Source organism: Cyclobacterium sp. L-R (assembly GCF_056859355.1).
Window position 1 is genome coordinate 36,972 of the sequence record NZ_JBSXOH010000023.1, and the last position, 13,310, is coordinate 50,281.

At 40.5% G+C, this 13,310-nt stretch carries 8 protein-coding genes and 1 riboswitch; of the genes, 2 read left to right on the forward strand and 6 right to left on the reverse strand.

Features of this window, described 5'->3' with window-relative positions:
- Nucleotides 1-46: 46 nt before the first annotated feature.
- A riboswitch (TPP riboswitch) is annotated at nt 47-142 on the reverse strand.
- Between the two features lie 168 nt (nt 143-310).
- Nucleotides 311-2,227: a D-arabinono-1,4-lactone oxidase gene (locus tag AC13EX_RS01540; RefSeq protein ID WP_482891264.1), complete on the forward strand. Its 1,917-nt coding sequence runs from the start codon at nt 311-313 to the stop codon at nt 2,225-2,227.
- A gap of 1,173 nt (nt 2,228-3,400) precedes the next feature.
- On the opposite strand, the gene AC13EX_RS01545 is transcribed toward AC13EX_RS01540, so the two are convergent.
- The 6 genes from AC13EX_RS01545 to AC13EX_RS01570 form a co-directional block, all read right to left on the reverse strand.
- Nucleotides 3,401-4,756: a hypothetical protein gene (locus tag AC13EX_RS01545; RefSeq protein ID WP_482891265.1), complete on the reverse strand. Its 1,356-nt coding sequence runs from the start codon at nt 4,754-4,756 to the stop codon at nt 3,401-3,403.
- 161 nt (nt 4,757-4,917) lie between these two features.
- The gene (locus AC13EX_RS01550) at nt 4,918-5,880 is read right to left on the reverse strand and encodes a catalase family protein (protein WP_482891266.1); all 963 of its coding nucleotides are present in this window, start codon (nt 5,878-5,880) and stop codon (nt 4,918-4,920) included.
- The gene (locus AC13EX_RS01555; protein ID WP_482891267.1) at nt 5,873-7,282 is read right to left on the reverse strand and encodes a Dyp-type peroxidase; all 1,410 of its coding nucleotides are present in this window, start codon (nt 7,280-7,282) and stop codon (nt 5,873-5,875) included. Before AC13EX_RS01555 ends, AC13EX_RS01550 begins: the two co-directional genes overlap by 8 nt.
- Before the next feature lie 4 nt (nt 7,283-7,286).
- Nucleotides 7,287-8,612 carry a hypothetical protein gene (locus tag AC13EX_RS01560; RefSeq protein WP_048643027.1) on the reverse strand — a complete coding sequence of 442 codons (1,326 nt, stop codon included), beginning with the start codon at nt 8,610-8,612 and terminating at the stop codon, nt 7,287-7,289.
- A gap of 217 nt (nt 8,613-8,829) precedes the next feature.
- Nucleotides 8,830-10,041, reverse strand: coding sequence for a dioxygenase family protein (locus AC13EX_RS01565; RefSeq protein WP_482891268.1), 1,212 nt, complete (start codon nt 10,039-10,041; stop codon nt 8,830-8,832).
- A gap of 89 nt (nt 10,042-10,130) precedes the next feature.
- Nucleotides 10,131-10,952 (reverse strand): LytR/AlgR family response regulator transcription factor, encoded by an 822-nt coding sequence (locus AC13EX_RS01570; protein ID WP_482891269.1) that lies wholly within the window; start codon nt 10,950-10,952, stop codon nt 10,131-10,133.
- 230 nt (nt 10,953-11,182) lie between these two features.
- On the opposite strand from AC13EX_RS01570, the gene AC13EX_RS01575 reads away from it, so the two are divergent.
- A complete protein-coding gene (locus AC13EX_RS01575; RefSeq protein WP_482891270.1) occupies nt 11,183-13,057 on the forward strand; it encodes a sulfatase-like hydrolase/transferase in 1,875 nt (624 codons plus the stop codon).
- Nucleotides 13,058-13,310 lie beyond the last annotated feature (253 nt).

Consider the following 13,310-nt stretch of genomic DNA (forward strand, 5'->3'; position numbering starts at 1 on the left):
ACATCCGACCGGACAAAACCAGTAGAATGTAGCTTCAAATTACAAATGGAAATCTGGCTTGCATCCCTACGTTGGCATTATCCAAATCAGGTTCCGGGTATTATCTCAGCCTGACTTTCGTCAAGCACCCCGTGCATATTTTACAGCCACAAAGATATTGAATAACCCATGTAAAGCAAGCAGTCTTTCCAATGCCAATACTAAGACTGCTTTTAAATTGAAATTAATAAAGCATAAATCATGTGGTTTTTTAATATTTTCGATAAATTAGATAGTTGTTTAATGATTTTTAAAATAGAAGATTAGATACATGTCCGCATTAACAAAATTTATTACCTGGAAGAAAGGTAATACAGTAGTGTCTTGGGTACTTTTTGGCTTATTGGTTCAGGTGATTTTTAACCGAAAGAACGTACCGGCACATATTGAAGTATTGGACGATGCCCTCACTCATCATTGCTCCAGAACAAAAAGAAATCGCTGGGTAAGTGTCATTAATTTTATTGTTACCCCTAGGTATATTAGAAGGTTGATTGAATCCCAGTTGAATAAAAAAATGGCCGATCATGAAAAGGTGATATTGTCTCTTGATAAGGAGTTGACCAAAGATGAATTGTTTGAAAAAGACAAACCACATAGGCAAAAATGGGGCAATTGGTATGGCAACCATTTTTCGGAGCCACTGAAGTTTTTTGTACTTGGAAATGGAGAATTTGATAATTTTTCACCTAAACATGAATCCTGCAATAGTTACGATTATAAAGGCTTGTTGGAAGTAAGTGAGTTGGTGAAAAATGCAGAAAAAGAAAACAGAAAAATACGTGCAGTAGGTTCCGGACATGCCCTTACGGCGGTGGCCCAGTGTGAAGATTTTTTGGTTTGTACCCAAAACATGAACATGACCCAGCGGATTGCCAAGGAATGGATCAAAAAGGAATACAAGGATGGTTTTGATGTAGAAGTGAATTTTTGCAATAAAAAATCAGTGGAAAAACATTTCCTTTTTGAAACTGGAGGAGGAACCAAGATCAGGCACCTAATAGAAGCTTTGACCTATCATGGCTTTGCTTTGATCAACCAAGGGGGTTCAAGCATTCAGTCTATCAGTGGAGCGATTGCCACCTCTACCCATGGATCAGGAATTGGAATCGGCCCTGTTTCAGTTTTTGCGAGATCCATGACCATCGTGGGAAAGGGAGGTAAGATTTTTAGAGTAGAACCAAGCGATGGGATAACAGATCCTGCCGAATTCAATAAGGACGATCAGGTTAAAAAGTATGGAATTGAACTGATTCAGGACGATGAGAAATTCAATGCCGTAATGGTGGGGATTGGTTCCATGGGGATTGTGTTCTCCATGATTTTAGAGGCCCAACCCAATTACAGGCTTTTTGAGGAGAGAATCAGCTACAATTGGGAAGAGCTCAAAGCTGAAATGCAAAAAGTGGATGTGTATAAATTTATCAATGCCCACAGACATTTTGAGGTTCTGATCAACCCTTATCGAGACCTGACCGCTGAAACAGAAGATGGAAAACAAAGAAAATGTTTGGTGACTACCCGAGATTATAGTGAAAAAGGGATTAGAGAGCAGGCGGGAAGAGAGAGGAATTATATTTCCTCATTTATCTCTGGAATAGCCATATCAGGAAGGCTTTCACCTTGGGTGTTCAATAAAAACCATCAGGCCATTCCTGCAATGACCAATAATTCTATACATAGACTGGTGGATCATCGTGGGGACGAAGGAGGAGGATTTGAGGATGATTCGCGATTTGTGTTGGATCAGGGATTGGGAGAGTTAAAGTTTTATGGTTATGCTGTAGAATTTGGTTTTCCTTTGGAAAAGGTATTTGATGCCGTAGACTTGATATTCAAAGTTTGTGAAGAAGCCCAACCTTACCACCACCTTTTGGCAGCGCCTTTTTCTTTGCGATTTGTCAAACAGTGTGATGCCCATTTATCCATGATGAACCAGCACGACACCTGTATGATTGAACTGGTAAGTGTAAAAGGTGTGACCGGTAGCTTGCCTTTGTTCAAGCGTTTGGAGAGAGAGTTGCTGGATTTTGGAGCCATTCCTCATTGGGGGCTTTCTGTTGAACCATGGTATAGGGAACGGGTGGAGAAAGCCTTTCCACGCTTTAAGGATTGGGAACTGCAGCAGGCATTTTTTGGAGGGAAAACCTTTAAAAATGCCTTTTTAGAACGAATTCAAGATTCTTAATCCTTTGTTTAATTTCACTGTTTGTGAATTGGTGGCAACTTTAAAATAGCTTTAAATTTTAACAGCCCAAATCTATGATTGGATAAGGCTTGTGATGTGAAGTCTTGTTCAACCCAATATCGGGGTTGAGGAATTGACGTGGAATTGGCCGTCCACGGGTTTTTACCCATGATTATTGTTGTTGAAGCTATCTGATTTGTTGCTAATCTGTTGTGTCTGGATAGTTTTTACCCATGATTATTGTTGTTGAAGCCCTTCAGGCTTCTTTCGATTATCCTCATTTCGATATTAAAATTGTCCTAAAAAAATGACTCCATCGACACTGCGAACCTTTTTTGAAGGTTTTTGAGGTGGAAAAGGGTGTGGCAATCTCGTCTTGGGGATTCCCAAGGCTTTCTTCACTCAAAGCCTTCCCTAAGCCTACCGATGACAGATTTTAAAAAGCTCGGGAAAGGAGCCGCAGGCATTAGCGAAAAGCCTGTTTCACGGTTGAGCTTATTGGAGGCTAATGTCTTACAAATTCCAATTCATTTAGACCCTGGGTCGCACCTCTTGCGTCGGCTTACCCAGGGCTACAAAGGTTGCACTCCGCTGGAGTGCGGCATTGGATATTGTCTAGGTCTCGGAATGACGATTTTTTCATCATCCTAGATCATACTCAGTTTATTACATTTTTATGTAAACTGTCCCTGACATTTCTGATAAGTGTTTGCAAATTTCGTGGCACTTTTAAAGTAGCTATAACACCTAATAGCTGAGATTTATGATTGGAAACCTTTTTTGATGAGAAGGATTGTTCAACCCGCTATCGGGGTTGAGGAATAGATGTGGAGTTGGCCGTCCACGGGTTTCATCCGTGGTTATTATTATTGAAGCCCTACAGGCTTCTTTCGATTACATTTTTAAATAAAATTGTTCCAGACATTTCTGATAATTGTTTGTTATGAAAGGTGAGTATTCCTATTCCAAGTCTGAAGGACTTGAACAATATTAACCGTCAGTTTTACTCACGGAAAAGCCATTACATCCTTCACCCGCTACCCTGTAAGGGGTTGAACCGCGTTGCAGAAAATTAATTTACGCTTACAGACTCCCTATAGGTTGTAACTACGCTATCCGGCTTTTTGTGATTTGTAATTCACATCAGGGAATTTATAAATTGTAAATGTCTGGTCAATCCAATATTTTGGAAGTAGCGTCTGGGCGAGGATTTGATGGTATTAGGTTTTTGGGAATTTCCTTCGTGATTTTTTTTAGTTGATTTAGCTCAAATCCAATTTTAAATTGAAACCTGGAAGTTGAAAGGCCACGACTTTCTTTAAATAAGGGATCCCAAGTCAGCAATACTACCGATTGAAGCTTTTTCCCCATGGGAATGGCTCTTCCAGCTCCTAAACCTGATAACCAGATGGCTCCATCAAAATTTCTGTGTTCATAACCCGGGACATAGGTCACGCTTATCCTACTTCTTGCCAACTCTCCCTGAAGCAACCAATTCCCTAGGGTAAAGCGCAATCCTCCTTTAATTCCCTCACCTGTACTTACAGGCCCTATTTGACTTTTAAATTGACGCTTGGCGATGATTCCGGCATAGGAATGCCACTGACTGCTCATACTGTATTTTATGCCCAGGTCTATAAATATTCCCTCGCCAAATGAGGTCAATGGATCATACCAAAGGTATAAACCTGTCCTGTTTAAAAATGGTGCCTTTTTTAAGCTGTTCGGTTCCTTAAACTTGAATTTTTCAAGGGTTTTCTTTGGGCCTATTACTTTAATGTTCCCAAGGGAATCCATGCTTATTTTGCTGTAGTTATTGCCGATGTTTTGTAAGTATTCGTTGGAAATAGCTTTAGTTTTTTCTGTAGTCATTGACTTGGCTTTAGCCATGGATAGATAGCCTTCAACGTTCTCTCGGCTAAGCTCTTTCATGGCACCCTTACCATAATAATCCATCAGATTTGTACTTTGTGGATCAATTTTGCTGCTCTGGTTTCCGCTTATTTTTTGTTCAAGTTCAGGCATAAGCCGTTCATTACTGAATGCTTTCAGGTTTTCCTCGTTTTGCTGGATAATCTCCTCTACAGCAGATATGTCACTGGCTTGTTGCAATGTTCCTTTGGATATTTCCACCTGCTTTAAAAGGTAATTCGAAGAGTTTTTTAATTTTTCACTTGATGGATTTGAGTCAGCCACCAAGTTTTGTAGCATCTCCTTTTCCTGGTCGAGTACTTTTTGGCCGCGGGATTTTAGTACATTGACCAAGCTGTCCTTTCTGGCGCTGTCTATTTTTGTGGTCTTTAATTCTTTGATCTCTTGATTTAAGGAATCATAAGCTTGTTTAAGCGAGTGGATTTGTTGTAGGTCCTTTTTAAATGGGATTTGATCCATTGTAGCTAAGGAGCCGGCAGGGGAACTTTTGAGCAGACTGGCAGGAGGACCTAAAGTTGTGGCCGTAATCGGCACTTGTGCCAGACTGGGAAAAGCAAGCAGAAAAGCAAAAATCAAGGAAATGCAAGTCTCTTTCATAGCCAGGCTTTTTCTCCATTGGTTTCAACTCCCAATTTCAGCCTTACTATTTTTACTTTGGAAAAATTCAAACAGTAAACTTCCTGAAATAAGGCCTTTGTACTAAAATACCGAAAGTAATTTATAAATACAAGTACTTGGAAATGAGAAAGATTTGGAGATTAATCATTTCCCTTACTTTTCCGGTAAGCTGCCAATTCTTTATACACCCTTCTTCTTGCCCTGTTGATTCCTCCAACTGGAGCATGTTCTACCAAACCCATCCAAGGAGAAAATTCCAACTCTTCCCCCATTTTTATACGTTCAGGAATGTCAAAGGATTGTTGAGGTATGTTTAGCGTTGCTACAGGTATTAACGCTCCTTCCCAGGCAATGGAAGTGTTTTCCAATGGTTGAAGCGCATCGCTTTTATGAATTTGTACATTTAAGGTAAAGGCATGGTCTTTCGTTTCACAGTCTTTGATCAATTGTGATTTTAGAAAGTTGTCGTCTTTGGCTTGGTCCAGGGTATAGCCCAGGTTGGGATCATTTGGGGTCAGTACAAATTTCACAAATAAGGCTGGACCAAACTTAAAGGCTCCTCCTGAGAAATAGGTTTGTGAAAGCAGGTTATCATGTTTCTTGCTGTACTTAAATGTCAGGAAAATACTTCTCCAATGGGAAGGGTTTACCGCAAATTTGAATTGTTCCCAAAGCCCGAATAATACCGCTTTAATGGCTTTTGCGTACAGAGAAATATTCCAGGCGGACAGAATAGGGCTGGTGGTTAGTAAAAAGTTTTGGGTAGGCACGCCTATCGGATCTGGCTCAATTACTTCCCCGGGAATATCCAGCACCTTGATGGCCAATCCTCTTCCGGAGGCAGGCTTGTCTGATTTTACTTTTGGAGGTGCATTGGAGAGCCTTATCCATGTTTGATAAACCCCAGGATTTTTAAAGAGCCCTTGCTTTAGTTCCTCTGGTAAATCAGGGAGTATGCTTAGACTGCCTTTTAATAGGCCATGCATTTTGGGATGAAAATTCCTGAGTTTTTTACCAGCCAGGTATTCCTTGTCCAGGTAATCCTTCATGGTTTGGATCAAGTCCTGAATTTCCTTTTCCTCTGTGTTTTGTTCTTCAGTCATGGCTTGAAATATATTGTAAAGCTTTTATACCGGGGAAAAAGAAATAAGCTCCTCCTTTAATCAAGGTGAAATTGGGTAGGTTTGTATACTTTTTTCTTATGGGGTAATTGGGCTCGCTAAACTCATTGGTGCGGTAATGCTCGGTTTGGTAATGGTTGCCGATGATTGGATCAGCATCATTTTCCAGGCCTCCAAATTTATGGAAGCTAACCCAGTTGTTTTGAACAAATTCAAACTGTCTCCTAATGTCTGTAACCATGGCAATAAAATGGAGCCCTCTTTCTTGTTCATCCTCACTTGAATCCATTATGTCATTCGGGTCAAGCTCCGGCGTCACGGGAGGACCATAGGGTCTACCTTTTCTCAGCATTTGGTGCTTGGCGGCCATTTCTGAGGAGTCTATTTTGCTTTTTTCTGTGACCAGATGATCTCTGGGGTTTGTTCTTCGGATATGGGCACCCATAGGGCACTTGAGTCCAGCCTGATCATCGTCCCAAAAACCAAAATTATTGGATTCGGATAGGGTGGGATCGGGCTGCATGGGGCACAGGGCCAAAGGAGAACCATCCGGCCATCTGCCAACCATTTTGCTAGCCAGTTTGATGGCAGCGGCTTTTTCATCCGTTTGTTCCTTCATGTAATTCCAAAAACTGTGGACGTTTTGTTGCATTTGCCTAAATATCAGATAAGTACCATTTTTACCTAAGTCCTTTCTTTCAGGATAATCTGGGTGAAAGGGTAAAAATCCATTTTTGTCCAACTCATGAGGTACATAGGGAGCAGGCGCATATTCATCGTAAAGGTTCTTATAGCCCATGATAAATTCTCCCGCAGGAAAAGTAGTGGAGTCCTTAGGTGGAGCTTCTTTTAATAGTTCCCGAATGACTGGTCTTGAAATATCATCTCTAAATCCAAAATGTTCCTTTTGATGCTGTAAAAGCCCCGTAGGGAGGGTGTGAATAAGTTGAATGCCACAACGGTCCGTTTGTTCTTTGATCCTGAGCATGCTTTTATCCAGTTGGACCTGATCCTTTGCATATACCATCAATAAAAAATGGATGCTGTCATGGCCCCAGATCCAGTTTTCAGGATCATTTTCGCCTATATCTCCCAATACACTTCTCCTTTGTTCTGCAGACATTCCCTCTTTAAATTCCCTACAAAAACTGTTTAAAACAGGTTCTGGAAGGTTTAGGAAGGCAAGTCCATCATAGGTAAAGGCAATATGGATGGCTTCATCTTCAGGTTTTTCTTCTGCATGTGTAATTAAAGGGGTGATTTCTTTCAAAAAATCGCAGGTGGCATCAGGTTTCGTACAATTGTACAATAAGAACCTAGCGCTTGTCAGGTTACCATGACCACGAACCATTAGCCCTTGAATGTCTTCTTTTTCCAATTCCATAGCTTCAAATCGTTAATAGCCATTTTTTTATTGCTTCATCGTCCATTTCTTTAAACAGACCCTCTCGGAAAGCCCTGTTCCTCTTTAGGTTTTCCACGCTTTCATATTGATTATGGGAGTACCAGAATTGGGTGATTTTCTGGTGGGCCCTGACCCCTTTCATGTATTCGCTTCGGTGATTGTATTGCTTGTGGATCAACCAGCGAGTGGCAGGAAATCCAAAGGCATGGCTAAAGATTACGGCCATGTTTTTGGTTCTTTTCTCACTGTCTACAAAGTCATGTGCGTAGGCCTCAGATAAATTGTCAAAGTTGGCAATGAAAACCAGTCTTTTTCCCTTGTCTAACTGTAACCACCTTGCGGTATGAACGGTAGGGATATAGGTGAAATAAGTCAATAGACCCACTAATTTTAAGCTGACGTATAGAAAAGCCCTTCTTACCCATCCTTTTTTTAAGGGAGCAATGACGGTCATTTCATTGAGTACAGGATGGGTTTCCAGGGCTACTATTTTCCTGATTTCATCATCAGACAATTCCTCATTGGGAATATGGGGATTTTTTTCATTTTGCCGAAGTAGCAATAATAAGCCTCCCATTATTGATACAAATAAGGGGAAAACCCAGGCCATAATTTTCACGAAAAGGGTGTCCATAAAAAAGCAGAGGACAATACAGATTATGGAAGTTGCCATAATTAGCCCAAATACCACCAGAGGAAGTAACATTTGAACCTTGTTTTTTCTGGCAAAAGGAATTTCTTCAACGGCCCAATGTAGGGCCGGGTTATTGGCTACAAAGTCTTCAATTTGCTGCTTTATATAAGAAGGGCTGAGCTGGGAAGCATCCTTGCTCGCATTCAATTGCTGTGCATATTCCCATACCGCCGATTTGAGTGCTTTTTCCTTTGCCACATCAGAAGTGGTCAAGAACTTAAACCCACTATAAAAAGTGTTGGCTACACTTTTACTACTTAGAAATTGAAGCATATCCGATTTCCCAGCATAATTTTCAGGGAATTCATGACTTTCTCCAAAAACCTGCTTGAGTTGGGGTTCTAGAAAATTCACCAATTCATTTAAATGCTCTTGCTTGTCCCCGACATAACTTGTCATTAAAATAATTCTTGCAGGGAGTTGCTCCGTCTCATTGTAGATTTGAGCAGGTAGGGTCAGCCAACTGATAAAGAAGGTGCTGGGCAATGATTTGTCGAATTGATCCCTGTTGGTTTTAAGATCGTTTCGGAATTGAAATAAAAGGGCATTGACATTACTCAGCTTGTCCTCATCTATAGTGACAGTAACAGTAAGTCCTCTATGTATTGTAGACATAAACTATAAAAATATTTGATACAATATAGAGAATTTTATTTCTTTTTAGTAAAGAAATGCCATAAAAAAACTAGGTTTTCTCCTGTTTGATAAGCTTGTAAGGTGATGTTGAGCTTAACCGATGGTAATATCCTGTGCTTAGCTCCTTTTCCTTCCAAAACTTGTTTGATAAGCACAATGCTTTAGCTATTCTCTTCCGCTAAAATAGCCTGCCGGTTTATTCCATTTTGGGTCTGGATAACTTAAAATATTGATTTGCTGATTGATCCAGAGCACGTTTTATTTTATTGAAATTTTCTTCAGTAGGAGCAAAATTGATGTATTTGTCGATGATGGTGCTTCTTTTATAAATCAAAAAGGTATTGTCAACTTTTGGGTTGATGTTGTTTAAATGAATATTTGAAACAGTGTCTGCAAAAGAAGGCAGGAAAGTCAGGGCTACGCTTTTCAACTGAAGTTGGGACCCTAATTTCTCCAACTGAGACCTTCTTTCCGAGGGTACATAATTGGATTGGTTGCCATATACAAAATACACCTTTAGGTACTTTTGCCTTATCAAGCTTTCATTGTCCAAAAAAAGTAACCATTTCTCTATAGCCGGCCAATCGGGCTTGTCCCCAACAAAATACAAAATGCCATGGTACCAACCGTATTTGCAAACCGGACAGGTCTTTGTGCCCTTGTCCGGTCCATAGGCATGGTAGGGGGTGAAAGAAAAAATAGGTTCTCCAATCTCATTGGCTGATGCATTGATGGCTTCTTTATCTTTAGGCAGATCTGAAATATTTAAGCCTAAAATAAGGTTGCGTTCTCCGATCCACAAGCCGTCCTTTTCTACAAAACGGATCACACCACTTCCAGCTCTATTTTCCATTTTTACCCTCTTGGCAGTTGTCAATCCTTTATCGTCATCGAAAACAAAATCATCTATATAATAGGGGGGGTCTCTGTTTTCTTCTTTAACGTACATGTGAATATGCGCTACTTCGCTGCCATTGGGATAGCTACCGGGCATTACGGTGTAGATGGCATATTTACCATCCTTTCCTGTTTTCACCCATCCCCTGATGTAGCCGTGGGTTTGTCCGAGTTGGTTTTTGGGCATGTTCAAAGGTTCCGATGCTTTGGTGGCATATTGGCCATTTACATCTGTGTGGTAATAATAAAGGAGGGTATTGGCAGCGGGTGTTTTGCCGTCGATTTCATATACCGTTCCTGTCAATACTATCTTTTGCCCTTTCTGTGTCCATCCCGGGCTGGTGTCACTGGATGAAAGCCGTTCTGGGATTTTGTAAAATAGGGGAGGGGATTGATCAAAATCATTGCTTAAAACTGCTTTGGGCTCTTTATTTCCTGGTTGCTGTCCGTTACAGCTTAAGGAAATAAAACAACAAGACAGTAAAATGAATACATTTGTTAATCGAGTCATGGGCCTGCTTTTCGTACAATATAATTGTACAGAAACATTCCATGTCAAAGGACATTGCTAAAATCTGCCCAAAGGAGTAATGCTTAGGCTCAATGGAGGAGCTGCTGCCAGGTGCTTCGGAAATGCCTGCTTAATCGTACTGTTTTACCATTTTTCAATGCTGCATCATAATCCCCATTTTGCCTGGATTTTAAGGTTTTGATACAATCAGCGTTGACAATGCTAGAGCGGTGAACGCGCAGAAAAAGCCCAGGCTTGAGTAAGGCTTCAAACGCTTTAAGGCTGAAGTCAGACAAATACATTTGATCGGCAGTGTATATGGCCAAATAGGGTTTGTCGGTGGTGATAAATTGGATAGTGGCCGTGGGCAGGGCTGTAATTTTTGTTCCAAGGCGAATATTTATTTTCTCAGGATAATTGGCAGCAATTGGCTTGAAAGATTGGGCTTTTGTCTTTAAAAATGCCCGGTAGATAAAGGGTATGGTGGCGTATATCAGGAATAGAAAGGCCAATTGATTTGAAATTGCTGTATTAAATATAGGAGAAAAATGATGGGTAGGTGAGTATAGGAAATGGCTTATCGTTACAAAATAGCCGGCAAAAACCAAGAGGTGCGTCAAGCTAAATACCGCTCCAAACCCTACAGCTATCAGAAAGAAGGCGCTTCTGTTTTTTGTATACAGTTGTTTTAAGAAATAGCCTTCCACTAATGCAAAAGGCAGTATAAATGCCCATAAACTATTGTAGAGCAGGGACTCGCTAATGTAAAAACCCGTGTTGTTTAACCTACTGAATAGGTAATCCTGGAATATGGCCATTCCGATAAACAAAGTCAAACAGCCGAGAAATATCGCTGAGTTTTTGCCTTTAAACAGGGATTGACTTGGGAAAGGAATTGTTGATCGTTCCATGGGCCATTGGATTCATTGTAAACTAAAAATAATGAATATCTCTCAAAGTTACCCTAAGCCATTTGGTTTTTATTTTACTTTGGTATTGGCTTGATTTCGGGTTAAATTGGACTTTGATTAATTCTTGTAAATCAAAAGCAATGAATCAAGTGTTTTTTTGCATTCCCTGCATAAAACCAAAAAAAATGTTTTTATTTATAGTTTCGCATCAATAATTATCAAAACCCAAAATGAAACCGACCTTATATTCCCTTTTACTTGTATTGTTTTTTGGATGTGCCAAGCCTGCAGAAGAATTACCTCTCCCCAATATTTTATGGATCACCAGTGAGGACAACAGTCCAATAGCTGGCTGTTATGGAGATGAATTCGCCACCACACCCAATATGGATGCCTTGGCAGCAGAGGGATTTCTTTATACCCATGCCTATGCAAACGTACCGGTCTGTGCCCCGGCCAGAAATACTATTTTGACAGGTATTTACGCGATCTCGGGTGGAAACCAGCACATGAGGAGTTATTATGACAAATCGGATGAAGTGAAGTTCTATCCACAAATGTTACGAGAGGCCGGTTATTATGCCACTAATAATTCCAAGGAAGACTACAATATAAACCCAGCGCAAAATGTAAATATTTGGGACGATTCAAGTAAAGAAGCGCACTATAAAAACAGACCTGAAGGGAAGCCTTTTTTTGCTGTTTTTAATAGTACCATCTCCCATGAAAGTTCAATCCACAAATCCATTCCCAATGAGGACCTGAGGCACAGTTCTGAGGAAGTTACATTACCTCCTTATCATCCGGATACTCCGGAAATGCGCCATGATTGGGCCCAATATTATGACAAGGTGGAGGACATGGATAAAAAAATCGGTGAGATTCTTCAAGAATTGGAAGAAAGTGGAGAAGCGGAAAACACTATTGTTTTTTATTATGGCGATCATGGTGGGGTATTGGCCAGAAGCAAGCGCTATGTGTACGAAACAGGTACTAGAGTCCCTTTTATCGTAAAAATACCAGAAAAATACAAGCATTTGTTTCCAGCAGAAAAACCGGGAGATAAGGTAGATAGAATGATCAGTTTTGTGGATTTGTTTCCTACACTGCTTAGCATTATCGGAACAGATATTCCTGACTACCTGCAGGGAAAAGCCTTTTTAGGAGAGAAGAAAACTGCAGATCCTGAGTATGTGTACATGTTCCGCGGGAGAATGGATGAGCGTTATGACATGAGTAGGGCCGTGCGTGACCAAAAATTCAGGTACATTCGGAATTACATCCCCTACAGGATTTATGGTCAGTACCTGGAGTATTTATTCAGAGCACCTTCTATCAGATCCTGGGAAGCAGCCTATAAAGCGGGTGAATGTAACGAGGTACAATCTGCCTTCTGGAATACCAAACCTGCTGAAGAATTGTACGACACCGAAAATGATCCCTGGGAAGTAAATAACCTGGCCAATGATCCAAAATACAAGGAAGATCTTGAAAGGATGCGAAAAGCGGCGAAGGTATGGATGTTGAAAATTTGGGATACAGGCTTTATACCTGAGGCAGAGTTGATTGACAGAACAGAAGGCACTACCGCCTATGATTATATGCGGGAATCCAACCTGGATTTAGAAAAACTGATAGACGGAGCCAATTTAGCATCCACCGCAAAAGAAGAAGACATTCCACAACTTTTAAGCCTATTGTCCTCCCAGGAAGCTGCCGAAAGGTATTGGGGAGCAACAGGGCTGTTAATATTGGGAGAAAAAGCCCAGTCAGCCATCAAAGAACTGGAAGCAGCTTTAAATGATCCCTCTCCAAATGTCAAGTCAGTTGCTGCAGAAGCCCTGTACAATTTGGGTGAAAAGGACAAAGCAAGGCAAGCCTTGGCCGAAGTCTTGAAAGCCCCTAATTCTTTTGCCAGAACCCATGCTTTAAATGTCATAGACTGCATAGAAGACCAATCTAAAACCAGCCTTGATGCAGTTGTTGCCATGGTAGAAAATGCAGGTGAATTGGACCGCAGCCAATATGACCTAAGGGCTGCCAGAGGCTTGCTGGAGAAGTGGGACATAGCCCCTTCAGATTATGGTTTTAATATGGATTGGTAAGAAAAACATAAATATCAATCCTTCGGAATTTAAAGGAGATAATCTAAAAATAAAAGGTAATAAAATTACACCAATTCAACCACATGTAGATATATTGTGCAATAAAACTGCACATATAAACAAGTTGAACAAAACCTCCTACGTCGGTAGTTTTTTACTTTTCTTATATTAATGATCTTATTTTCAGGTATATAGATTATTTTTATTCCATGTTTAACCTTTAAACTTTACTTATCATGGAAAAAAAAGCCTA